Origin of the sequence: Sphingopyxis sp., assembly GCF_035944815.1 — a bacterium.
In the GTDB taxonomy this organism is placed as follows: Bacteria; Pseudomonadota; Alphaproteobacteria; order Sphingomonadales; family Sphingomonadaceae; genus Sphingopyxis.
On the sequence record NZ_DASZAU010000002.1, the window covers coordinates 246129 to 268878 of the forward strand.

Here is a 22750-nt window from a genome sequence, read left to right on the forward strand (position 1 = left end):
TCGATACCATTTTGCGATTCATGTCGCGCTACGCGGCACTTTCGCAAACTTCCGCTAACTGTCCCGAATGATCAGCGACACCGGCATCGCACGCGACGCCACAGCCTTTCCGGTGACCTTTTCCAGCACCTTTTGCGCAAGCAATTCGCCGCCGACGGCCCAGTCCTGCCGGATACTCGTGAGGCGCGGCGAAAAGAGCGCAGCCCCCGGCGAATCGTCGAAGCCGACGACCGACACATCGTCGGGGACGCGATGCCCGCGCGCCTGCAAAGCCTCGATCGCGCCCATCGCGATCGCATCGCTGCTCGCGAATATCCCGTCGAAATCGAGGCGCTTTCCGTCGAGCAGCGGCGCCACCGCGTCGCGTCCCGCCGTGACGGTAAAGGCGCAGGGAATATTGCTGACGACCCTGGCATCCGAACCGGCGAGCCCCGTATCGAAGCCGGTCAACCGGTCCTCGGCCTCGCCATGTTCGGCATCGCCGAGGAACAGGAGCCTCCGCCGCCCGCGGTCGAGGAGATATTCGGCCGCAAGTCGGCCGCCTTCGCGATTGTCGCTGCCGACGACGATCCGTCCGGGCGGGCCATGTTCGGCGCCCCACACGACATAGGGCAGCCCGGTCGCCTCGATCACCGCAGCCGCGTCATCGTGAACGCCCTGCCCGAGCAGGATCACCCCGTCGGCGGACGGCGGCGCTTCGGAAAACAGATCGATGGTCGTGAGTACCATATTCTGTCCCGCCGCGGTCAGTTCCTGCAGGATCCCGCCAAGGAGCAGCAACGGATAGGGCTCGCTCATCAACCGTTCGTGCGACGGGGTCATTTCGATGACGACCGCGATCGTTCGCGTTCGCTGCTGCCGCAGGTTACGTGCCGAAACATTGAGCCGATAGCCCATGCGTTCGGCGGTTTCGCGGATCAGCTGCCGCGTGCTGTCCTTGACCGTCGGATGGTTCGAAAGCGCACGCGAAACGGTGATTTTCGCGATGCCCAGTTCCCGCGCGATGTCCGCCATCGTCGGGCGCGCATTGCCGCCGCCATCGGGACCGGGTCCATTTGCCATCGCAGTCCCTTACCGCGCGGCGGCGATGTTTCACAAGCCGCGAAGCGGATCAGTTGGTCCAGTAGATATAATCCTGTCCATCCTTCCACGGCGCATCGAGCGGCACGTCGATCCGCACCGGACCCTCGACAAGCCCCGGCCAGATCGGCTTCGCCATTCCCTTGTTCTGTGCCTCGATCATTGCGCGGAGCGCGGCGACGCGCGCGGGATCGCTCGCCGCGAGGTCGTGGCGCTCGGTCGGGTCGGTCGCAAGATTATAGAGGCGCGCCTTTTCGGGGCGCTTCGTTACCTGCAATTTCCAGTCGCCCGCGCGCACCGCGCGATAGTCGCCCGAACGCCAGAACATCGCGGGACGCTTCGCCGGTCCCGCCAATATATCCTCGCTGTCGATCGTCCGGTCGCCGGGCAGCGTCGCGCCCGCCGCAGCGGCGATCGTCGAGAAGATGTCGAGATGGCCCGTCACGTCGGCGCGCCGCGTGCCCGGTGCGATCGCACCCGGCCAGCGCATGAAGAAGGGCGTGCGGATGCCGCCTTCGAAGAAGGTCGCTTTCCAGCCGCGAAACGGCGCGTTCAGCGCGGGCATGCCATTATACCAGGCCCCGCCATTGTCGCTGGTGAAGATGACGAGCGTATTGTCGTCGATCCCCGCGTCCTTGAGCTTGGCCATCACGTCGCCGATGCGGCGGTCGAGCTGTGCGATCATCGCGCCATAGACGCGCGTCTTGTGATCTTTGACTTGCTGCAATTTGTCATAATCCGCCTTCGTCGCCTGCAGGGGCGTGTGCGGGGCGTTGAACGCCAGATACATGAAGAAGGGGCGGTTCTTGTTCGCCTCGATCGCCCTGATCGCCTCGTCGGCGAAATAGTCGGTCATATGCCCCTTGGGATGGAAACGCCTGCTACCGTTGAACGTCACCGCATGGCGCAAATTCGCCCAGATGAAACGGTCGATCGGGTCCCATGACAGCTTGGCGTTGACCGTATCGGGATCATCCTCGGGCAGGAACATCGCCGCACCGGCAAGGATCGCGAGGCTTTCGTCGAAGCCCTGCGCCTGCGGCTGCAGCTTCGGCGCTTCGCCCAGATGCCATTTTCCGATGTGGAGCGTGTGATACCCCGCTGCCTTCACCGCCTCGGCGATCGTCACCTCGCTCGCGGGGACGCCCATGTCGGGATAGGCGGGGATGTCGGGGGTGATGAGCTCCTTGTGGAAGATCGCGCGGTGCGGCCCGACGCCCTCGCCATGCGCCAGATTCTCGGCGAACTCGACCGGCACCGCGGTATATTCGAAGCCGAAGCGCGTCGGATAACGCCCTGTCATCATCGCCGCACGCGACGGCGAACAGGTTGCGTTGGCAGCATAGGCGGTGGTGAAATCGACGCCCTCGCGGGCGATCGCATCGATGTTCGGCGTCTTGACGGCGCCGGCCGCGACGCCGCCGCCGTTCAGGCTGATGTCGTTATAACCAAGGTCGTCGGCGACGATCAGGATGATGTTGGGCGGACGCTTGCCTTGCGGCGCTTTGGCCGGACCCTGCTGCCAAACCACCGCGCGGTTCGGCTGCACCGGGTCGTTCCAGTCCTGGATGACGCCGGGCAGGCGATATTTATTCGCCTCGAATGCCCAATATCCACCCGCCCCGACCAACGCGAGAACGCCCAGCGCAACCCACCGCTTCTTCATTTTCGTCCCCTGTCCGGTCCCGTCGGCTTGCCCGAAAACTATTGACACTATATGTGTCATTATATTGGTTGATATGCAAGATTGTTTGACCCCGGCGCCAAGCTGGGCCAGCGGAGGAAGCATGACCACGGGGGTGCGCAAATCGAGCGAGGCAAAGTTGGGGCCCGAGCGGGTCGACGGGCGGCGCGCGCGCGGCCGGTCGAGCCACAAGCGCATCGTCGAGGCGATGATGGAGTTGATCGTCGGCGGCGACCTGTCGCCAAGCGCGGCGCGCGTCGCCGAAGAGGCGGGTATCGGCCTGCGCACGGTGTTCCGGCACTTCGACGACATGGACTCGCTCTATGCCGAAATCACCGCGACGATCACCGAACGCGTGATGCCGATCGTCGTGGCGCCCTATCCCGACCAGGCGTGGCAAGCGAATATCCGCGAACTCGTCCGGCGGCGCATTCGCGTGTTCGAGACGACGCTGCCGTTCCGCCTCGCGGCGAACATCAAGCGATACCAGTCGCCCTTCCTGATGGGCCAGTACAGCAAGGTGGTGATGCTCGAACGCGAGCTGATCCTACGCCTGTTGCCCGGCGAGGTGCTGACCGACCGGATCAACGTCGAGGCGCTATGCACGACCCTGTCGTTCCAGACATGGCGAACGCTGCGCCACGATCAGGGCCTGTCGGCCGAGGAGGCCGGAACCGTGACGCTGCACATGGTCGATGCCCTGATCGCGACGATCGGCAAACGACCCTGATGCGAATGGGCAGGGCATTCCTGTCGGCCGTGCTGCTCGGCGCGCTGGCGGCCTGCGGCGAAGCCGGCGACACCGAAACGGCGACGACTAAAGCCCCCGCGTGCCCGGCGCTGCCGGCCGAGGATTATGTGTGGATCCCCGGCGCCACCTTCGCGATGGGCGCCGACGCGCACCTGCCCGAAGAAGGACCGGCGCGCGAGATCAGCGTCGCCGGATTCTGGATCGCGACGCACGAGGTGACCAACGCCGAATTCGCCGAATTCGTGAAGGCGACCGGATACAGGACGCTCGCCGAACAGGATCCGCCCAAGCTGCCCGGCGCGCCGCCCGAGATGCTGATCCCGGGCTCGGCGGTGTTCACCGCACCGACCGACGGCAATCCGAACTGGTGGCGCTGGGTCGTCGGCGCCGAGTGGCGCCACCCCGCCGGGCCCGCGACGAACATCGACGGACGCGAGCGCGATCCGGTGGTCCAGATCGGTTATGACGATGCGCTCGCCTACGCCAAATGGAAGGGCAAGGCGCTGCCCAGCGAGGAGCAATGGGAACTGGCTGCCGCGACGGGCGGCGCCGACCGCAATGTGCCCGTCGACAGGGCGGGCAAAGCGCTCGCCAACTATTATCAGGGCGCCTTTCCGGCGCGCGACCTTGGCACCGACGGCTTCACCGGGCGCGCACCGGTCGCCTGCTTCCCCGCCGACCGGCACGGCGTCCACGACCTGATCGGCAATGTCTGGGAATGGACGACAAGCAAGGCGGGCGGCGAGAGCAATGTCATCAAGGGCGGCAGCTTCCTGTGCGCCGCCAATTATTGCGCGCGGTACCGCCCCGCGGCGCGCCAGTTCCAGGAACGCAGCCTAGGCACCGATCATATCGGCTTTCGCCTGATCGATACGGCGCGCCCGGCGCCGGCGGCGCCAGCGCCAGGCAAGGGCTGAGAGCAGCAGGACGATCCCGCCGACCCACAGCCCGAGGCGGATCAGCCGCGGCTTGCCCTGCTGCTCGAACGCGTATCGGTTGATCTGTTCGTCGGCGGTGTATCCCGCGGGCATATCGAGCACGCCATTGGCTTTCGCATAGGCGCGATAGTCGGCCATCATCGCCGCGAAGCGATCGGGTTCGGCCGCGGCGAGGTCGCGCGTCTCGCCCGGATCGAGCTTGAGGTTGAACAGCCGCCATTTGCCGTCGCCGGTCGGGGCAAGATTGCGCACCAGCTTGTAATCGCCGCGGAACAGCGCCGCATTGCCCGACAGCTCATAGCCGAGCGGGGTGTCGCCATGGACGCTTCCCGCCGCGCCTTCCAGCATCGGAACGAGGCTGCGTCCGGTGACAGACTCGACCGCCTTGCCCTGCCAGCTTCCGCCATGACCGGACACGCCTGCCAGTTCGGTCAGCGTCGGGAGGATATCGGTGACATGCGCGAGGCCGTCGCTGATGCCGCCGGCGCGGATGTTCGCATGGCCCGGCCAGGCGATGATCAGCGGGACGCGCAGCCCGCCCTCGGCCGCGCTGAACTTGTATCCCGACAGCGGCGACGCCGCCGCGCTCGCCCAACCGGGGCCGATCGCGGCGAAACTGCCGCGCCGACCGATATTCGGGGTCGCGAGGTCATATTGCATGTCGAGGAACAGCCGGTTGCGCAGGCTGCCGAACGGATCGGTCGGCTCCGCCCCATTGTCCGAGAGGAAGACGAAGATCGTGTTCTCATAATCGCCCGTGGCCTTGAGATGCGCGACGAGGCGGCCGACCTCGCGGTCCATCGCGGTCGCCATGCCGCCATAGGCCTGCATCACGCGGATCGCCGCCGCACGCTCGTCGGTGTCGAGTTTCTTCCAGTCGGGCGTCGTCGCCATCGTCACCATCGGCCTGCCCGCGGGGACGATGCCGAGCGCCGCGGCGCGCTTCGCCCGCGCTTCGCGCAGCGCGGTCCATCCATCGCGGTACATCGCCGAATAGCGCGCGATGTCGCTGTCGGGCGCCTGCACCGGTATATGGTTGGCGAGGAAGTTGATCGAGGCGAGGAAAGGTTGGCCGCTTTTGCGGTCGGCCTCGATATAGTCGATCATCCGCTGCACGACGAAGTGCGACGAATAATAATCCTTGGGCAAGGTCGCGGGCTTGCCATTCTCGGTCCAGGCGGCGCTATCGTACATGCCCTCGATCGGGCGCTGCTCGAAATTGTCGGCGCCGGCGTCGGCAAGGCTGTAGGCGCGGTCGTAGCCGCGCGCGTGCGGCAGGCGCTTCGCATCGCTGCCAAGGTGCCATTTGCCGGTGAGGTAGGTGCGGTAGCCCGCCGCCTTCAGCAACTGCGCGATGGTCACGACGCGCAAGTTCATCACCGTGTCGTAACCGGGCTTGCCGCGATGCTGGTCGGGGATCGTCTCGGGCATGTTGCCGAGCCCGTTGCGGTGGTTCATCACCCCCGTCTGGAGCATCGCGCGCGTCGGCGAACAGGATCCCGCGACATGGAAGTTCGAGAAGCGCATCCCCGCTTGCGCAAGCGCATCGATATGCGGCGTCGCCATTTCGGAACCGAAGGAACCGACGTCGGAAAAGCCCCAGTCGTCGGCGAGCAGGATGACGATATTGGGATGCTTCGGCGCCGGTTCGACCGGCTGTGCCTGCGCGGGCGCCAGGGCGATCAGCGCGCCGATTGCGATGATGGCAGCACGCCGGGACCCGCCTAAGCGACCCGGCATTTAGTGGTCCTCCTGCGTACTGCCATCACTCCCACCCCCTCGGGATGTGACACTTACTATGTCAATATATTGGGGAGTCAATGGGGCGATGCAGGGAGCGGCCTTAGCGTTCGCGATACTCCGGCGCGCGTTTTTCGAGGAAGGCGGCGAGCGCTTCGCGATGGTCCTCGGTCGCCGACAGGATCACCTGCTGGCGATCCTCGATCGCCATCGCGGCGTCGAGACTCGGCGCGTCGATGTTGAGGTTCAGCGCCTGCTTCGAAAGGCGCAGGCCATAGGGCGAGGTCGCGAGCATCTCGTCCGCAAGCGCGAGGCCGCGAGCCAGCAGCGCATCCTGGTCGACGATTTCGCTGACGAGGCCGACGCGCAGCGCCCGCTCGGCGTCGATGAAGCGCCCGGTCAGGATCATTTCGGACGCGAGGCTGGCGCCGACGAGGCGCGGCAGGAAATAGCTCGACGCCATATCGCAGCCGCCAAGGCCGATGCGGATATAGGCGGCGTTCGCCTTGAACGACGGCGTGGCATAACGCACGTCGGACGCGAGCAGCAGCGACAGGCCGCCGCCGCATGCGGCGCCGTGCCCCAGCGCGATGATCGGCTGTGGGCACGCCCGCATCTTGCGATAGATATTGCCGATGCTGGTCTGTGTGCGCAGCGTACGCAATACCGGCGTCTCGTCGCTCGACCGGTCTTCCTGGATATCGAGCCCGGCGCAGAAACCGCGCCCGGCGCCGCGCAGGACGACGACGCGGACGTCGGGGCGTTCGGCGAGCCCGCCGAAATAGGCATTGAGTTCGTCGACCAGTCCTTCGTTCAGCGCATTGAGCCGTTCGGGCCGGTTGAGCGTCGCGATTTCGACCGCGCCGCGCGTCTCGATCAGCAACTCGCTCACAGCGTCTGCCCGTCGTCGACCGTGATCACGCTGCCCGTGATGCCGAGCGCGGCGTCGGAACAGAGCATCAGCAGCGGCGCGTGCAGGTCGCTCGGCGGCCGCATGCGCTGGCGCGGGAAGCTTTTCACCATCGCCGCGCCGACATCGCTATCGAACAGTTCGGCGGTCATTTCGGATTCGAAATAGCCGGGCTGGATCACATTGACGCTGATCCCGCGCCGCGCCCATTCGCGCGCCAACGCTTTGCCGAGGTGGCGCACCGCCGCCTTGGTCGCGCCATAGACCGAGGTCGCCGGAAATATCTTCTCGGCAGTGATCGATCCGATCAGCACGATGCGGCCGTGCTGCTTTTCGCGGCTGCCCGCCTTGTCGAGCCGCTTCGCGCCCTCGGTCGCGGTCAGGAAGACGCCGCGCACATTGGCGGCGAGCAGGAAGTCGACGTCTTCGACCGAGAGGCCCATCGCCATCTTCTCGGTCGCGACGCCGGCGTTGGCGACGATCGTGTCGACGGTACCGAAGGCCGCCTCGGCGGCGTCATAGGCGGCGATCGTCGACGCCTCGTCGGTGACGTCCATGCTGACGGCGATCGCCTGTCCGCCCGCGGCTTCGATCGCGGCGACCTGCTCCGCCAGCTTGTCGGCGCGGCGCGCGGCGAGCACGACCTTTGCTCCCGATGCGGCCAGCGCCCTGGCAAAGCCCGCGCCGAGGCCCGAGGACGCCCCGGTCACCAACGCGACGCGTCCCGTCAGGTCGAACTTCGGTAGCTCCGTCATCGCATTTTCCTTCCTTAGCTTTCTCAGCTTTGGTCCCGATTGACGTTCACGTCAACTGCATGGCCCGTCACAAGGAAAAGGCACGAAAAACCTGTTGACGGACCGATTTTGTTCTCTTAATGTTCTTCTTGTGCACAACGAACCTCATCCCCCGTCGCAGCTGCCGAGCGCGGCGGGCGGGGGATAAAGGTCTCCCTTTTCGCGTTCCGCTTCACGCCATGGTTCGCGTCGACGGGCAAAGGTCGGTTCGATCACACCCGACTTTGAGCGCCCCCAATCTCCGGCATTGATCGCGGCGGCAAACGCCGTCACAAACGGCCTCGTGGGATTGGACGAAACAAGGGGCCTCAAGATGACAGCACCGTTCGACCTCGGCCGGGATCGGAGCTGAGCCCGATGCACGCCGTCGAAACCTTCGAGCTCGTCCTCGGGTTGCTCGCGCTCGTCATCGGGCTGCACTGGCTGGCGCAGAAGCTGCGCTGGCCGCCCGCGACCGCGCTGCTCGTCGGCGGCGGCGCGCTTGCGTTCATCCCCGGGTTGCCGGAGATATCGCTCGATCCCGAACTCGCGCTCGTCCTCTTCCTGCCGCCGCTGTTGATGGACGGCGCCTATTTTACCGCACTCGGCCGTTTTCGCCGCCACCTTCCCGGCATATTGTCGCTGGCCGTCGGCGCCGTCGTGTTCACGACGCTCGTCGTCGGCGTTGTGGTGCACATGATCGTCCCCGAACTGCCCTGGGCGGCGTGCTTCGCGCTCGGCGCGATCGTGTCGCCGCCCGACGCGGTGTCGGCGCGCGCGGTGCTGAAAGGCGTCCACTTGCCGCGGCGGCTCGAAGCGCTGCTCGAGGGCGAAAGCCTGCTCAACGATGCAACCGGCCTGATCCTCTTCCGCTTCGCCGTCGCTGCAACGTTGAGCGGGGTGTTCCACACCGGCGAGGCGATCCGGAGCTTTGCCTTCGTCGCGATCGGTGGGGTGATCGTCGGCGCACTGGTTGCCGCGGGCTGGATTTTCCTCGCCAAGCGCCTGCAGGATCGCATGCTTGTCATGCTGATCACGATCCTGCTCTGCTGGGCCGCCTATATCGCCGGCGAAACCTTGCATGTGTCGGGCGTCATCGCGACCGTCACCGCCGGCCTCGCGATGGGCTGGTACCAGCATGAAATATTGTCCGCCGACGTCCGCCTCCGCGCCAATTCGGGCTGGTTCATCATGGTGTTCGTCCTCGAAGCCCTCGTGTTCATCCTGATCGGTTTTTCGCTGCGCGGCGCGATCGAGCGGATCGGCGGGATCGAGGCGATGCCGGTCGCCTGGGTTGCCGTGATTGCAGCCGTCGTGATCACCGTCGCGATTGCGCGCTTCGTCTGGATCTTCGGATCGGAAGCGATCCTGGGCGCCGCGCGCAAGCTCGGACTGGATCGCGCACGCCCCCTGGGCTGGCGACAGGCGACGGTGCTGAGCTGGGCGGGGATGCGCGGGGTCGTCACGCTGGCGGTGCCGCTGACCCTCCCCATAGACATGCCCGGCCGTGACCTGATGCTGATCTGCGCCTTCGCGGTGATCTTCGTCACCGTCGTCGTGCAGGGGTCGAGCCTCGGCATGCTCATTCGCGCCGTGAAGCCGGTCGACACCGATCCGCCCGCCAAAATGGCCATGCCCGCCGCCGAAGCCGCGATGGCGCGCGCGCGGTTCGCGGTGATCGAACGGCTCGCCTATGACGAGAATGGAACGCTGATCCATCCGATGATGCTCGAAGAACATCGCAAGCGGATGAACTTCATGGAACGTTATGAAGCCGATGCGAGCACCGCGATGGACGGGCTACGCTCGCATTTCGACGTCCTACTTCAGGCGATTGCGGCCGGGCGCGCGGAATTACTTCGCATCCACCGCGCGGGGATGATCGAGGACGAGGTGCTCCACGAACTCGAACGCGATCTCGACGTCGAAGAACTGGCGATGACGCTCCAGTTCGGCGCTCAATCATAGGCAATCGTCCGTATCTGCCCCGAGGGCTTTGCCGGTGCGAATTCGACAATATGCACTTCGGGGCCCGAACTCACGCCCGGCACCGGCCGCACGGTCAAGCGTAGCCGCCCCCCCGCGAGCAATTCGTCGTAGCGTCGCAATTCCTCGCGGTAATGCGCGGGGTCTGCGCGATAACGCAGATGGTTGGTCACGACAGCAAAATCGGCCCGGCAGCTGCCGAGCAGCGCCATATCGACATGCCCGATATCGACGATCGCGCCGCCCTGCCGCCGACCTTCGACGTCCGACTGGCTGATGCGGCCGGCGAGCATGTCATCGACATCGACGCAGCCCGCCGATCCCATCGGGAACAGCAATCGCCACGGTTCCTGCAAAAGGTCGAACGCCGGATGCTCGATCAATATCCGGCTTCCCGGCGGCGCATGCTCGCGCAGCCAGGCCGAGGCGAGCTGGCGGGTGTCGTGACGCCGGCCCGCCGCCTCGATCCGCTCGGCCACCACCATCGGGATCAGCAGCAGCACGAGCGCGGCAGGAAGTGCAACGCGTGCGCGCGGCGCGGGCAGCCAGTCGGCCATGGCGCACAGCGCGCGCGCCGCCGCAAGTGCGGCAAAGGGCAGCAATGGCACGATCCACCGCTCCCACCGCAGCGACTGGACCGCGATGACGAACAGAAAGGTCAGGCAGAAGGGCAGGATAACCCACGTCCAGCGCCGGCGATCGCCTGCGCCCCAAGCCATCCCCGCTCCGGCGAGCAGCAGGCCGCCGACCCCCAGCGACGAAAAGAGCGGGCCGGCGACATACCAGCCGAGATTGGCGAACAGCCCGCCGCCCGTCGCACCGGGATGAAGCGGCCGCGCTTCGCCCGACAGATTCTGCAGAAGGGTGGCATGGTCGATGAGCAGGAACGGCGACACCAGGAACAATGTCGCGATCGCCGCGAGGCCAGAGAGTGCCAGCTGCCTCCATTGCGCCGCGCCATGCCGCCGGCGATAGAGGGCGGCGCCGATGATGGCGACGCCGATGACCGCCGCGGGCCATTTCGTCGCACAGGCGAGACCGGCGAACAGTCCGGCGAACAGATAATCGCGGCGGCGGCCGTCCTGCGCGATCGCCAGCGCCGACTGCACGCAAAGCAGCATGAACAGGCTGGCCTGCACATCGGTGCGGATGATCTGCGAATATTCGATATGGACCGCGTTGACCGCAAGGATCGCAGCCGCGACAAGCCCGACCCGGTCGCCGCCTAGCCGCTTGCCGAGCCGCCAGGTCATCCACACGCAGGCGACCCCGAACGCCACCATCAGCAACCTCGCTGGCAGGAAGATGATGCCCGGATCGGCATAGACCGCCGCGGCGAAGGCATCGAAATCGGCGAAGCGCCCGGTGAGGACGCCAAGGCCGCCGACCAGCGAAACGACCAGCATCAGCGAATAGAAGGTGATCGTGCCCGGATGGCCGAACCATCCAGGGTTGAGCGTCGGCTTTGTCAGCATTTCGAGCGCCGTCGCCATGAACAGCGGCTCGTCGGGATCGTTGAGTGCGGGCAGCCCGAAACCGGCGCCGTCGATGCGGAGCAGCGCCGCGACGAGCAGGATCAGGCACAGTCCTGCCGGCCCGGTCAGGACCTTCCATGGCGAATTGCGGGCTGTGGGCATCGGGTCCGTCATGCTGTCGAGATCTAGACGTGGAGCGACGATGCAAACCGTAATATTGGCCGGCGGCCTTGGCAGCCGCCTCGGTGAAGAGACCGCCATCAAGCCCAAGCCGATGGTGGAGATCGGCGGGATGCCGATCCTGTGGCATATTATGAAGATCTATTCCGCGAGCGGATTCAACGATTTCGTCGTGTGCCTCGGCTATAAAGGCTATTTGATCAAGGAATTTTTCGCCAATTATTTCCTCCATACATCGGACGTCACGATCGACTTGCGCAACGGCAACGGCATGGAGGTGCATCACGCGCGCAGCGAACCCTGGCGGATCACGCTTGTCGAAACGGGGCCGACGACGATGACCGGCGGGCGGCTCGCCGCGATCCGCCCCTATCTCGACCCCGACGAGCCTTTCTGCTTCACCTATGGCGACGGCGTCGCCGATATCGACATTTCCGAACTCGTCGATTTCCATCGCACCCACGGGCTGCGCGCCACCGTGACGTCGGTCACCCCGCCGGGACGGTTCGGCGCGCTCGCCTTCGACGGCGACCGCGTCACCGATTTCCGCGAAAAGCCGATGGGCGACGGCGGCCGGATCAACGGCGGCTTCTTCGTCGCCGATCCCTCGGTTCTCGATCTGGTCGACGGCCCCGAAACGGTCTGGGAAAGCGGCCCGCTCGAGCAGCTCGCGCGCGGCGGCGAATTGATGGGTTATCGCCACGAAGGTTTCTGGCAGCCGATGGATACGCTGCGCGACAAGCTCTTCCTCGAAGACCTCTGGAACAACGGCGCAGCGCCGTGGAAACGCTGGTGAGCGCCGCATCGGCATCGCTGTGGGCCGGGCGCCGCGTGCTCGTGACCGGCCACACGGGCTTCAAGGGAAGCTGGCTCAGCCTGTGGCTGCACCATATGGGCGCCCATGTCACCGGCTTTGCCCTGCCCGCGCCGACCGCGCCCAGCCTGTTCGCGGCAGCGCGCATCGACGAGCTGGTCGACCATGTCGAGGGCGATGTGCGCGACGCCGACGCGCTGCGCCGGACCGTCGAAGCCTGCGCGCCCGAAGTCATATTTCACCTCGCCGCACAGCCGCTCGTCCGCCTCTCCTACCGCGAACCGGTCGAAACCTATGCGACCAATGTCATGGGCACGGTCCACCTGCTCGACGCCGCGCGGCATGTGGCGGGCGTGCAGGCGATCGTCTGCGTCACCAGCGACAAATGCTATGAAAACCGCGAATGGGTCTGGCCCTATCGTGAAAGCGACCCGATGGGGGGCCACGACCCCTATAGCAACAGCAAGGGCTGCGCCGAACTCGTCGTGTCGGCGTGGCGCAGCAGCTTCTTCGGCACCGCGGGCCCGCTCCTCGCCTCGGCGCGCGCCGGCAATGTCATCGGCGGCGGCGACTGGGCCGACGACCGACTGATCCCCGACCTGATCCGCGCGCTGGCATCGGGCACCGCACCGCTGATCCGGTCGCCCGCTTCGGTGCGTCCCTGGCAGCATGTGCTGGAGGCGCTCCACGGCTATCTGATGCTCGCCGAATATCTGCTCGCGGGTGAAAAGGCCTTTGCCGGCGGCTGGAATTTCGGTCCGTCCGACGAGGATGCCCGGCCGGTGTCTTGGATCGTCGAGCGCCTTCAGGCCGCATGGGGCAATCATCGGGCCGCGCTCGCCGACAGCGGACCGCAGCCGCACGAGGCCACGCTGCTGCGCCTCGATAGTTCCAAGGCGCGCGCCGAACTTGGCTGGCGCCCCGTGCTGCCGCTGGCGACCGCGCTGGAATGGATCAGCGAATGGCACAAGGCGGTCGACGATGGCGCGGATGCGCGCGCAACGACGCTGGCGCAGATCGACCGCTATGTCCGACGACAGGGGCTGGACGGGACGGCGCGCGCCGCAGCCTAGGGCGCGCTGCGGTCCCGAAAGGTGACGCGGTTGTGCCAGAACCAGCTGCCGATCACGAGGACGATCGTGAAGCCGAGCTGTGCAACGATCGGCGAGATACCGCCGACCTCGACGAGCAGCGGCAGCGCCGCCCAGTTCGCGGCATAGTTGAACAGGTAGAAGCTCGCGAAGGCGGCAAATTCGCGCAGGATATTGCCGCGCGTGCGGAATACGCCGAGCTTGTAGGTCGCGAAGGAAAAGCAGAGACAGATCGCCTGCGCGATCCCCAGCGCGATCATATAGTGCGCGCGAAAATAGGGTACCGCCCAGAGCAGCAAAGGATAGAAGGCGAGCCCGAACAGCGTGTTCAGGCCGCCCGCAACGAGGAAGCGCAGCGGCCGTCCGAGCGGAACCACGCGGCCAAGCATCGGATCAATCCTCGTCGATCAGCGCGATGCGCATATTCTCTGCCAAAATCTCGCGCGGCAGGAACGGCGACAGATCCTCGAGCGCCGACGATGTGATACGCCCGTCGGGGTGCTGTTTCGCGCCCAGCTTCGGCGCAAAGGGCACATGCTCGTCGACGACGATTTCGCAGAAGGCGGGACCGTCGACGGCCAGCGTCGACGCGATCGCATCGGCAAGGCCCGCGTGCGTGTCGGTCCGCACATAGGCAAAGCCGAATGCCGCCGCGATCTTGGCGAAATCGGGGAAGGTCACGTTACTCTTCGGGCCACCGCCGACCTCGACGCCGTTGAAGAAATTGCGCTGCGTCTGGAAGATCGAGACATAGCCGCTGTTGTTGATCAGGATGACCTTCACCGGCAGGCCGTAACCCGCGATCGTCTGCATTTCCTGCAGGTTCATCATGATGCTGCCGTCGCCGGCGATCGCGATCACACGCTGCTTGCCCCCGGTTGCCGTGCAGACGCCGATCGCGGCGGGCAGGTCATAGCCCATCGTCGCGCAGCCCGAATTGGTCCAGAGCCGCTGTCCGGGGCGCAGATGCGCCGCCTGGAACCCGATCACGCACGCGCTGCCGTTGCCCGTGACGACGACGTCATCCTCGCCGAGCTGCGCGAACAGTTCGTCCATCGCGACATAGGGATGCACGAGCTGGTCATGCTCGCGATATTCGGGAAGCACGGCCGGGAAACGCCGGACCCGCTCGCGCGCCCAGCCGAGCCATTCGGTGTGCGCCGCGGTCGGCCCCGCATAATCCTGCGCCAGCAAGGCGGGGATCAGGTCGGCGAGGTCGGCGACCACCGGCATGTCGGGGACGACGTTGGGCTTCGCAAGTTCGACCGGATCGATGTCGACCCAGATCTTGTGCGCCGCGCGCGCAAAACTCTGCCAATTATAGCTGACCTGCCGGATGTTGAGCCGGCTGCCGAGGACGAGCAAAAGGTCGGCGCTCTGCGTTACCATATTGCCGCCGCGATCGCCGACCGTGCCCGGCTTGCCGCAGTTGAGCGCATGGTCGGTCCACAGCGCGTCGTGCGCGTTCCAGCCGGTGACCACGGGAATACCCAGCCGCTCGATCAGGGTCAGGAAGCCTGCATGGGCACCGCTCAACCGGACGCCGCTGCCGGCAAAGACGACCGGGCGCTCCGCCCTGGCGATCCGCGCGAGGATTTCGGACGCCGCGGCATCGACATCGGTCGCTTTCCACGGCTCGTCGAGTTCGGCAGGATCGAAGCCGGGGAGCAGGTCGTCGGGATCGATCTTTGCCGCCTGCACGTCGAGCGGGATGTCGAGCCACACCGGACCCGGCCGACCGCTCGTCGCCAGATAGATCGCCTTTTCCAGATGATAGCGGATCGACCGCGGATCGGTGACCATCGCCGCATATTTGGTGATCGGACGGATCAGTTCCTCGATATCGAGTTCCTGATCGCCATATTGGCGGAGCGGCAGGCCGGTGTGGCGCACCGTCGTCTCGGTCTTCACCTGCCCCGAAATCACCAGCATGCCGATCGAATCGACGAAGGCGCCGTAAACGCCGGTGATCGCATTGGTGCCGCCGGGCCCCGAGGTGACGTTGACCACCGCGAGCCGATTGGTCAGGCGATAATAGGCCTCCGCCGCCATCGACAACGCCTGCTCATGATGGGTGAAGGTCGTCGTGAGCGCCGGATGCGTGCCGAGCGAATGGTTGAGGTGCATCGCCCCCCCGCCGGTCAGCATGAAGATGTCGGCGATGCCCTTGTCGGCAAGGGTCTCTGCGACCCAGTCGGAGAGCTTGATCTGGCTCATTTTTTCCATCCATTGAAGATTGCGGTGCGGCGGATCGCCGCATCGAGGGAAACGGTCGGCGCGACGCCGAGCGTGTTGCGGATCAGCGCGGTCGAAGGGACGTAGCGGCCGGGGTTCCAGCCGGCGTCGGCGCGCCCCATGACCTCGACGCCCGGACCGCCAAGGACCGCGACGGTGCGCCGCGCGAGTTCGGTGATCGATACCGCGTCCTCCGAACCCATGTTGAACGTCGCGCCCGGCGGCGCACGAAGCAGCACGAGCCACAACCAGGCGGTGAGATCGGCGGCGTAGAGGTAGGATCGCACCGCAGTGCCCGCGCTTTCGATCCGGATCGGCCGCCCGGCCATCGCGTCGCGGATAAAGTTGCCCGCCGCAAAATGGATGTCGAGCGACAGCAGCGGCCCCAGCAAGGCGAAGATGCGCGACGTCACGATATCGAGCCCGAACTGCTTGCCATAGATCGCGCACAGCATTTCGGCAGCGCGCTTGCCCTCGCCATAGGCCGATTTGGGATCGCGCGGATCGGGTCCGCCCATCCAGTCCTCGGCGACATGGCCGACGTCCCACGGCTGGGCGCCGTAGACGGCGCCCGAGCTGAGGAACAGCATCCGGCCCACGTCCCGTTCGACCGCCAGATCGAGAATGCGGCGGGTGCCGGCAACGATCGTGTCGAACATGCGGCGCGGATCGTTCGCATTGAGCGCCGCGCTCGCGTCGGTCGCCGCGTGGACAATATGCGTGAAGCGCCCCGGCGGCGGCACGAAATCGACGACATCGCCGGCGAGAAACGCGAAGCGCTGCGCCAGATGCGGCGCGCGCGCGGCAAAACCCGCAGGGTCGCGGCTGAGGATCAGGACCTCGGCATCGATCCCCGATCGCGCCAGCGCCTCTAGCATCCAGCGACCGATGAAGCCGGTGCCCCCGGTCATGAGGATACGCGCACCGGCAAGCTGGCGCCAATGGGGCGCGAGTTGCCGGTCGATCGCGGCGAGATCTTCGGCGAGGATCATGCGGGCACCAGCCCGAGCGACGGACGGTGGATGCGATGCGCGCGCGCCACGCGGACGATACTGTCGAGCGACAACGCCCAGACGATGAGCACAACGAACCCCGGCCGGATGAAATGCCCCGCGGTCAGCCCGAAACTCGCGGTGACCGTACGCTCGCCCAGCCAGCTGTTGCTTGTGACGTCGAGCACGGTCGCGAGCGGCCAGTCGCCGGCGAGGCAGAGCAGATAGGCCGCCGCGATGGCGATGGCCGGCCCGGCGCCCTTCCATGGCTCCATCAGCACGAGAAACAGCAGGAACAATTGGGTGTAGCCGCCGGGCGACTGGGTGACGAGATAGGCGCCGAGCAGGATCGCGGCGATGCGGTGCGCGGGCAGCGCCCGGGGCTGGAGCCACGCCGCGGCGAGCGCGGCCAGCGCGACGAGCTGCGTCGAGCGAATGACGATCGGCACGAGAAACTCGATCGTTTCGACGAGGCGCGACGGCACGAATTGCAGAAGCGGTATTTCGAGCGTGCGAAACATCATGAAGGGCGCGTAGCTTGTCGAATAATTGACTTCGTTCCACACCTGCGCGCCCTGGAAAACGACCCAGTTGGCGGTGTTCGACGCAAGTTCCATCGGAGTCCCCGACCCAACGAGCGCCAGCGTGACGAGATATAGCGCGACCGTCGCGATCCCCGCGGCCTCGAGCGGCCGCCAGTCGCGCTTCACCGCGTGCGCGAGCATGGGCAGCACCAGATAGGGTTTGAAATTGATCGTCACCGCGGCGGCGAACCAGCGCCACGGCTTCGACGCGGTGACAGGACCGTGTGCGATCATGAAAAAGGCGAAGGCGACGAGGATCAGGTTGCCGCGCTCGACCGTGAACAACATCGGCAGGCCGAGCGCGATCGCGATCGTACGCATCGGCGCGGTGCGGCGGTCGAGCCGGCGGAAGCAGACCCACGCAAGTACGACATCGACGAGGTAGAAGGCGTATATCGTCATCCGCGCCAGCCAGTCGCAGTCGCGCGCATGAAAGGGCGACTGGAGATAGCAGCCCGGCAGGCTCGTCGCATCGAGGAAGACGAAGGACAGCGGGGGATAGATGCTGCGCCAGACGTCGTAGATGCCGCGATTGTTCGCCCAATAGGCGGTGTTGAACCAGTCCATGTAGGTGTCGTTGGTGTCGAACACGAAGGGCTGCGGCAGGTAACCGAACTCGAAGAAAAAGCGCAACGTCCAGCCAAGGCTGGCCACCACGCCGAGCGCGAGCAGCACTTCCGCGGCAAGCGGCAGCAGACGGGCGCGCGGCGCGGTCACGGGCGGCGGATGAGCGTGCGCGCGGCGGGGCCCGCGCGATCGACCGGGAAGTTGATCCGTTCCTGCTCGATCACCAGCGGCACGTTGCGGCTACGCTCGGCGAGCATCCGCACCTGTTCGCCGATCAGGCCGAGGAAGAGCAGGAGCATGGCGAAAAGCCCGAAGCAGAGCGCCAGCGCGAGCAAGACCCAGACCGGGCCATCGACGATGAGCGCGACCGGCGCCGCTATCAGGAGCGCCAGCGCGAGCAGGCCGACGTAGAGCGACAGGAACAGCGGCAGGCGCAGCAGCGACTTGGCCGACCCCGCGAGCCCCGACAGCGCGAAGGAAGCGAGCGCGGCGATGCCGTTCTTGCTCTCACCCGCTGCGCGTTCGGGCCGGTCGAAAGGTATGAGCGCCAGCCGGAACCCGCTTTCGACCACCATGCCGCGAAAAAAGGGCTCGGGCTCGTTCCACGCGGCAAGCGTGTCGACGACCTCGCGGTCGAACAGCCCAAAACCCGTTGCGCCGGGGATCACCGGATAGTCGCCGAAGCGGGCGAGGAAGCCATAGCCGATATGGCGGACGGCGCGCAGCAGCGGCGACGCCTTTTCCGACCGGCGCTGGCCCAGCACGACCTGCGCCCCGCCGCGCCATTTGCGCAGGAACTCGCCGATCAGCGCCGGCGGGTCCTGAAAATCGGCGCACATGCCGATCACCGCGCGCCCCTCGGCCTGGTACAGGCCGTAGGTCGGCGAGCGCATCTGGCCATAGTTGCGGTTGTTGAGGATCACCCGGATGCGCGGGTCGGCGGCACACAGGTTGCGCATGATCGTCCGCGTGCCGTCGGTCGACCCGTTGTCGATCAGGATGATCTCATGGCTTTCGGCATGGCCGGTCGCTTCGGCCGTTACCGCCGCGCAGATCGCCGCGACATTCTGCGCTTCGTTGAAGCAGGGAATGACGACGGACAGTTCGGGTGTGTCATGCGCCGGGGTCACGCCGCCGCATCCTTGCCGCGCGCCGCGAACAGGCGGATACCGGTCGCGGGGGCATAGATTTCGGTGAACAGCGCCGCGAGGATCGCGAGCGCGAGCAACGCCGCGGCGGCGACATTATATTTGCGGTCGGCGTCGAGGCGCGGCGCCTCCAGTATCTGCACATTCGCCGCCGTCTCGCCGGCGAGCGTTTCGACCGCCACCTCTTCGGACGAGCGCGCGTACACATCGTACAGCGCCTGCGCGAAACGATAGTCGCGGTAGCGATCGAGATATTCGCCCGACACTTCGCCCAGCCCGGCGACATTGGGACCGGCAGGACCCGTGCCCGCCTCGGCGCTGCGCGCAACCTGCGAACGGAGCGCCGCGACTTCGGACTGGACCGCCATCAGCTGCGGATTTTCCGGCCCCTGGAACTTCTGCAGCGTCTGCAGTTCGACCTGTTTCGCCTGCAATCGCGCTTCGAGCCCCGCGCGCACCGACAAGGCGGCGCCGAGTTCGGCCTGCGGTTCGGCGAGGCGGTTGCGGCGGCGAAAATCGTTGAGCGCCTTTTCGGTGGCGACGACGCGGTCGGCGGCTTCCTTGAACCGCTGCGACACGATGGCGCGCTTGCGCTCGACGCGGTCCTTGCCCAGCGCGACGATGCGGTCGCTGATCGCATCGACATAGGCGCGGGTCAGCGCCTCGGCCTCCCCGGCATCGCGCGTCCGCACCTCGACTTCGATGATCCCGCCGGTCAGCGAATGGACATCGACCTTTTGGGCGAGCGCGACGCGGGCGCGGGTCGCCGACGAATAGCCGCCGGGACCGACAAGCTTGAGCTTGCGGATCACCGCGCCGCTCACTTCGCCGCTCCGGCCGACCGCGAGATACATGTCGGTCTGCTGCTTGGCGCCGCCGAACAGCGACGCGAAACCCTGCAGCTGGCCGCCGAGTGCGTTCATCATCGATCCGAGGCCGATGCTGTTATTGTCCTGCGGCAACAGCTTGGCGCGCGCGACATAGGGCTGCGGAAAGACGGTCAGCAGCGCGAGGACCAGCATGGCGAGCACATAGGCACGGCGGCGCATGCGCGGATCGGCGACGAAAGCCGCAGCATGCCCGCGGAGCGTGTCGGCGCGGCTCATTTCGAGATCGCCGCGATCGACGCCGCACCGACGAGTCCGCTGAACAGCGTGCCCGTGATATCGCGCAGCCGCGCCCAGAACTCGCCGCGATCGGCATCGATCGGGACATAAACAAGGTCGCCGGGAAGCGCCGGCGCGCGAAGCGCCCGCTTGCCGCCCGCGAGCACGGTACCGTTGGCGCGCACGACGAAGATTTCGCTCTTGTCGCCGATCTTCTGGACACCGCCCGCCGTTTTGACGAAATCGCCGACGAGCGCGCCGTCACGCCAGGCAAAGGACGCCGGGCTGGGCACCGCGCCGAACACGCCGACCGTCACCGGCCGCGCCGGGATATGCACCACGTCATTGTTTTCGAGGATCAGGTCGCCCGGCAGCGCCGCCGCATCGACCGGCAGGTCAAAGACGAGCCGGCCGTCGGGTTCGCGGCGACGAAGCTGGTCGACGATGCTGTTGATCAGCGCGATATTGCCCGGCTGTGCGAGTTGCGCGCGGTTGACCGATGTGACGGGCTGCGCGGCGAGCAACAGTTCGACATCGTCGATCGCGCGATCGTAGCTCAGCCGCTGCTGATGCTTGACGCTCTCGCGCGTGATGACGCCGGCATAAGGAAAGGCTTCGGCCGTCAGCCCGCCTGCCTCTGCGACGACGTCGGCCATCCGCGTCCCCGGCTGGACGTAATAGCGGCCGGGACGCGCGACTTCGCCGCTGAGCGTCACGAGCACCGGCTGTTGCCGCAGCGGCCGCGCGATGCCGACGTGCGACAGGACACGAACGACGTCGCCGCGCCGCGCCTTCGTGGTCCCCGCGTCGCTCGCGGACACTTCGCGCCAGCCGGCATCGCCGCCGCTCATCCCGTTCAGCACCATCAGCCGGCTGTTGTCGGCCACCGTATTGACGCCGCCGGCATAGAGGATCGCGTCGGTCAGCGTTTCGTCGGGGGCGAGTTCAAAGATCGCCTGACGGTTGACGCTGCCGATCACAGCCACCTCTTCGCCCGCGGGGGCGATATAGATGACGTCGCCGTTCTGGAGCACGGCGTCGCCGCGCTTGTCGCCTTTCAGGAGCAGGTCGTAGAGATCGAAATCCGACACCAGCTTTCCGCCGCGCCGGAGCTGGATCGATCGGAAGCTGCCCCCCGCCGCCGGGCCACCCGCCGCGAGCACCGCGTTGACGAGGGTCGACAGGCTGCTCGCGGTATAGGAGCCGGGGCGCGCCGCGAAGCCGGTGACATAGACGGTGACCCCGTGCTGCCGCCCGATCGCGACCTCGAGGCTGAAACCCCGATATTGGCGCGACACCTGCCGTTCGATCACGCCGTGCAGGTCGCCATAGCGCACGCCGCCGACGGCGATCGCACCGACACGCGGCACAAAAATGCGCCCTTCGCTGTCGACGACGAGCCGCAGGCCCGACGCCTGCACCGACCCGGTGATACCGAGGAGCAGTTCGTCGCCCGGGTTGATCCGATAATCGGGCGGGATCGCGGTCGTCGGCGGCGCGGTGAAGTCGCGCGCCGACGGCACAAGCAGTTCGGAGCCGAAGCGACGCAGCGGCTGGCCCGCGAGCGTCGACACATAGGTTTCGAATTCGCTGGGCGGCGGCGCCGGTGTATCGCCCGGTTTTTTACCGGGATCGACATTTGCGCGTGCCTCGGCGCGCGCCGGCGCTTCGCCGTCGAGCACGACGGGCGCGATCGCGGGAAGGTCGACGGGCGGAACCGCAATCTGTTCGGCCGCGCGGCGCTGCGCTACATCGCCCTGCGCGGCCGGGTCGACCGGCAGGGCAAGCTGCGCTGCGGACGGCACCGCCGGCAACAGGTAAGCCGCCAGCAATCCTGCCGCCAGCAGCATCGAACCGTTACGCATCAAAAACTGTCCTCCAGATCGACGAGGCCGGCGGCCGGGTCGAAAATCAGCGCCGACGCGCTACGCCACAATTCGGCGTCGGCGGCGGCGAGCACGCCCTTGCCGGGGCCGCCGATGCGATAGGGCGCACCATCCCAATGGGTGATCTTGCCGCCGGCCTCGGTCAGGAACAGCGCACCGGCCGCATGGTCCCAGGGCAGGATGCGCTGGAACAGCGCGATATCGTCCTGCCCCAGCACCAGCCGGACATAGCTTTCGGCGGCGCAGCGCGGGACGGGCTGGACGTCAAGCGTCCGCCCGGCGAAGGCGTGCAACGCCTCGCGGCGTTCGGGGGCAAGGAAATGCGACCCGATGGCTGCGCGTGGCGGCGAGCGACGGCCCCGGCGACCCGACACGGGCACCGGCTGGCCGTCGCAGCTCGCCCCCTGCCCGCGCCGCGCGTGACAGAGGCGACCGCTCGTCGGATCGAATATCCAGCCTTCGACCGGCTCGCCATCCTCGACGAGCGCGATCATCATGCCGAAGGGGAAACGCCCCGCGGCGAAATTGGCGGTGCCGTCGAGCGGGTCGATCAACCAGACCCGCCCTTCGCCGATATCGTCGAGCAGGCCCGGGTCGCGACTGACCGCCTCTTCGCCGAGGATACGGGCGTCGATGTCGAGCGCAGAGAGCCCCTCGTACAACCGCTCCTCGGCTTCGCGATCGGCGATGGTGACGATCTCGCCCGGCGTTTTCTCGGCGACCTCGCCGGGCGCGAGCGAGCGGAAGCGCGGCATGACCACGTCAGCCGCGACCTCGCGCATCAATATCGAAACCTGTTCGCCGAACATC

19 protein-coding genes are annotated in these 22750 nt (G+C 66.6%); 5 read left to right on the forward strand and 14 right to left on the reverse strand.

Annotation, left to right across the window (positions count from 1 at the left end; translation table 11 throughout):
- Positions 1-54: 54 nt before the first annotated feature.
- Positions 55-1062 carry a substrate-binding domain-containing protein gene (locus VGU00_RS02115; RefSeq protein ID WP_327465004.1) on the reverse strand — a complete coding sequence of 336 codons (1008 nt, stop codon included), beginning with the start codon at positions 1060-1062 and terminating at the stop codon, positions 55-57.
- A gap of 49 nt (positions 1063-1111) precedes the next feature.
- Positions 1112-2746 (reverse strand): sulfatase-like hydrolase/transferase, encoded by a 1635-nt coding sequence (locus VGU00_RS02120; RefSeq protein WP_327465006.1) that lies wholly within the window; start codon positions 2744-2746, stop codon positions 1112-1114.
- 121 nt (positions 2747-2867) lie between these two features.
- Here VGU00_RS02120 and VGU00_RS02125 point away from each other — a divergent pair, with 121 nt between their 5' ends.
- Both VGU00_RS02125 and VGU00_RS02130 read left to right on the forward strand, forming a co-directional pair.
- Positions 2868-3494 carry a TetR/AcrR family transcriptional regulator gene (locus tag VGU00_RS02125; RefSeq protein WP_327465008.1) on the forward strand — a complete coding sequence of 209 codons (627 nt, stop codon included), beginning with the start codon at positions 2868-2870 and terminating at the stop codon, positions 3492-3494.
- The gene (locus VGU00_RS02130; RefSeq protein ID WP_327465010.1) at positions 3494-4432 is read left to right on the forward strand and encodes a formylglycine-generating enzyme family protein; all 939 of its coding nucleotides are present in this window, start codon (positions 3494-3496) and stop codon (positions 4430-4432) included. Before VGU00_RS02125 ends, VGU00_RS02130 begins: the two co-directional genes overlap by 1 nt.
- Here the strand turns inward: VGU00_RS02130 and VGU00_RS02135 are convergent.
- From VGU00_RS02135 to VGU00_RS02145, 3 genes are all read right to left on the reverse strand, one after another.
- Positions 4352-6193: an arylsulfatase gene (locus tag VGU00_RS02135; protein WP_327465012.1), complete on the reverse strand. Its 1842-nt coding sequence runs from the start codon at positions 6191-6193 to the stop codon at positions 4352-4354. The genes VGU00_RS02130 and VGU00_RS02135 overlap by 81 nt on opposite strands.
- A gap of 103 nt (positions 6194-6296) precedes the next feature.
- The gene (locus tag VGU00_RS02140) at positions 6297-7085 is read right to left on the reverse strand and encodes an enoyl-CoA hydratase/isomerase family protein (protein ID WP_327465014.1); all 789 of its coding nucleotides are present in this window, start codon (positions 7083-7085) and stop codon (positions 6297-6299) included.
- The gene (locus tag VGU00_RS02145; protein WP_327465016.1) at positions 7082-7858 is read right to left on the reverse strand and encodes an SDR family NAD(P)-dependent oxidoreductase; all 777 of its coding nucleotides are present in this window, start codon (positions 7856-7858) and stop codon (positions 7082-7084) included. The genes VGU00_RS02140 and VGU00_RS02145 overlap by 4 nt, the downstream gene beginning before the upstream one ends.
- Positions 7859-8254: 396 nt before the next feature.
- Between VGU00_RS02145 and VGU00_RS02150 the strand changes: the two genes are divergently transcribed.
- Entirely contained in the window at positions 8255-9844 is a 1590-nt protein-coding gene (locus tag VGU00_RS02150) for a Na+/H+ antiporter (protein WP_327465017.1), read from the forward strand.
- On the opposite strand, the gene VGU00_RS02155 is transcribed toward VGU00_RS02150, so the two are convergent.
- Positions 9835-11511: an ArnT family glycosyltransferase gene (locus tag VGU00_RS02155; protein ID WP_327465019.1), complete on the reverse strand. Its 1677-nt coding sequence runs from the start codon at positions 11509-11511 to the stop codon at positions 9835-9837. The two genes, VGU00_RS02150 and VGU00_RS02155, sit on opposite strands and share 10 nt — an antisense overlap.
- A 28-nt stretch (positions 11512-11539) precedes the next feature.
- Here VGU00_RS02155 and rfbF point away from each other — a divergent pair, with 28 nt between their 5' ends.
- Both rfbF and rfbG read left to right on the forward strand, forming a co-directional pair.
- Positions 11540-12313, forward strand: a complete 774-nt coding sequence (gene rfbF / locus VGU00_RS02160) for a glucose-1-phosphate cytidylyltransferase (protein ID WP_327465021.1) — start codon at positions 11540-11542, stop codon at positions 12311-12313.
- Complete coding sequence (rfbG, locus tag VGU00_RS02165) at positions 12310-13404, forward strand: CDP-glucose 4,6-dehydratase (protein ID WP_327465022.1); 1095 nt, start codon at positions 12310-12312, stop codon at positions 13402-13404. The genes rfbF and rfbG overlap by 4 nt, the downstream gene beginning before the upstream one ends.
- Here the strand turns inward: rfbG and VGU00_RS02170 are convergent.
- From VGU00_RS02170 to VGU00_RS02205, 8 genes are read right to left on the reverse strand one after another with little or no spacing between them, the layout of a single operon-like run.
- Positions 13401-13811: a GtrA family protein gene (locus tag VGU00_RS02170; protein ID WP_327465024.1), complete on the reverse strand. Its 411-nt coding sequence runs from the start codon at positions 13809-13811 to the stop codon at positions 13401-13403. The genes rfbG and VGU00_RS02170 overlap by 4 nt on opposite strands.
- 4 nt (positions 13812-13815) lie before the next feature.
- A complete protein-coding gene (locus tag VGU00_RS02175) occupies positions 13816-15639 on the reverse strand; it encodes a thiamine pyrophosphate-binding protein (RefSeq protein ID WP_327465026.1) in 1824 nt (607 codons plus the stop codon).
- Entirely contained in the window at positions 15636-16649 is a 1014-nt protein-coding gene (locus VGU00_RS02180) for an NAD-dependent epimerase/dehydratase family protein (protein ID WP_327465028.1), read from the reverse strand. Before VGU00_RS02180 ends, VGU00_RS02175 begins: the two co-directional genes overlap by 4 nt.
- A complete protein-coding gene (locus VGU00_RS02185; protein WP_327465030.1) occupies positions 16646-17950 on the reverse strand; it encodes a hypothetical protein in 1305 nt (434 codons plus the stop codon). The genes VGU00_RS02180 and VGU00_RS02185 overlap by 4 nt, the downstream gene beginning before the upstream one ends.
- Positions 17947-18930 (reverse strand): glycosyltransferase family 2 protein, encoded by a 984-nt coding sequence (locus VGU00_RS02190; protein ID WP_327465032.1) that lies wholly within the window; start codon positions 18928-18930, stop codon positions 17947-17949. Before VGU00_RS02190 ends, VGU00_RS02185 begins: the two co-directional genes overlap by 4 nt.
- A complete protein-coding gene (locus VGU00_RS02195) occupies positions 18927-20054 on the reverse strand; it encodes a capsule biosynthesis protein (protein ID WP_327465034.1) in 1128 nt (375 codons plus the stop codon). Before VGU00_RS02195 ends, VGU00_RS02190 begins: the two co-directional genes overlap by 4 nt.
- Entirely contained in the window at positions 20051-21919 is a 1869-nt protein-coding gene (locus VGU00_RS02200) for a polysaccharide biosynthesis/export family protein (protein ID WP_327465036.1), read from the reverse strand. The genes VGU00_RS02195 and VGU00_RS02200 overlap by 4 nt, the downstream gene beginning before the upstream one ends.
- Positions 21919-22749: an inositol monophosphatase family protein gene (locus VGU00_RS02205; protein WP_327465038.1), complete on the reverse strand. Its 831-nt coding sequence runs from the start codon at positions 22747-22749 to the stop codon at positions 21919-21921. The genes VGU00_RS02200 and VGU00_RS02205 overlap by 1 nt, the downstream gene beginning before the upstream one ends.
- Between the last annotated feature and the right edge of the window lies 1 nt (position 22750).

Bases quoted from the DNA above. Each gene is read 5' to 3' on its own strand.
- VGU00_RS02180 (WP_327465028.1), bottom strand. From the start codon at position 16,649: ATGATCCTCGCCGAAGATCTCGCCGCGATCGACCGGCAACTCGCGCCC.
- VGU00_RS02120 (WP_327465006.1), bottom strand. From the start codon at position 2,746: ATGAAGAAGCGGTGGGTTGCGCTGGGCGTTCTCGCGTTGGTCGGGGCG.
- VGU00_RS02170 (WP_327465024.1), bottom strand. From the start codon at position 13,811: ATGCTTGGCCGCGTGGTTCCGCTCGGACGGCCGCTGCGCTTCCTCGTT.
- rfbF (WP_327465021.1), top strand. From the start codon at position 11,540: ATGCAAACCGTAATATTGGCCGGCGGCCTTGGCAGCCGCCTCGGTGAA.
- VGU00_RS02145 (WP_327465016.1), bottom strand. From the start codon at position 7,858: ATGACGGAGCTACCGAAGTTCGACCTGACGGGACGCGTCGCGTTGGTG.
- VGU00_RS02155 (WP_327465019.1), bottom strand. From the start codon at position 11,511: ATGACGGACCCGATGCCCACAGCCCGCAATTCGCCATGGAAGGTCCTG.
- VGU00_RS02200 (WP_327465036.1), bottom strand. From the start codon at position 21,919: ATGCGTAACGGTTCGATGCTGCTGGCGGCAGGATTGCTGGCGGCTTAC.
- VGU00_RS02195 (WP_327465034.1), bottom strand. From the start codon at position 20,054: ATGAGCCGCGCCGACACGCTCCGCGGGCATGCTGCGGCTTTCGTCGCC.
- VGU00_RS02135 (WP_327465012.1), bottom strand. From the start codon at position 6,193: ATGCCGGGTCGCTTAGGCGGGTCCCGGCGTGCTGCCATCATCGCAATC.
- VGU00_RS02115 (WP_327465004.1), bottom strand. From the start codon at position 1,062: ATGGCAAATGGACCCGGTCCCGATGGCGGCGGCAATGCGCGCCCGACG.
- VGU00_RS02205 (WP_327465038.1), bottom strand. From the start codon at position 22,749: ATGTTCGGCGAACAGGTTTCGATATTGATGCGCGAGGTCGCGGCTGAC.
- VGU00_RS02175 (WP_327465026.1), bottom strand. From the start codon at position 15,639: ATGAGCCAGATCAAGCTCTCCGACTGGGTCGCAGAGACCCTTGCCGAC.
- VGU00_RS02125 (WP_327465008.1), top strand. From the start codon at position 2,868: ATGACCACGGGGGTGCGCAAATCGAGCGAGGCAAAGTTGGGGCCCGAG.
- VGU00_RS02150 (WP_327465017.1), top strand. From the start codon at position 8,255: ATGCACGCCGTCGAAACCTTCGAGCTCGTCCTCGGGTTGCTCGCGCTC.
- VGU00_RS02130 (WP_327465010.1), top strand. From the start codon at position 3,494: ATGCGAATGGGCAGGGCATTCCTGTCGGCCGTGCTGCTCGGCGCGCTG.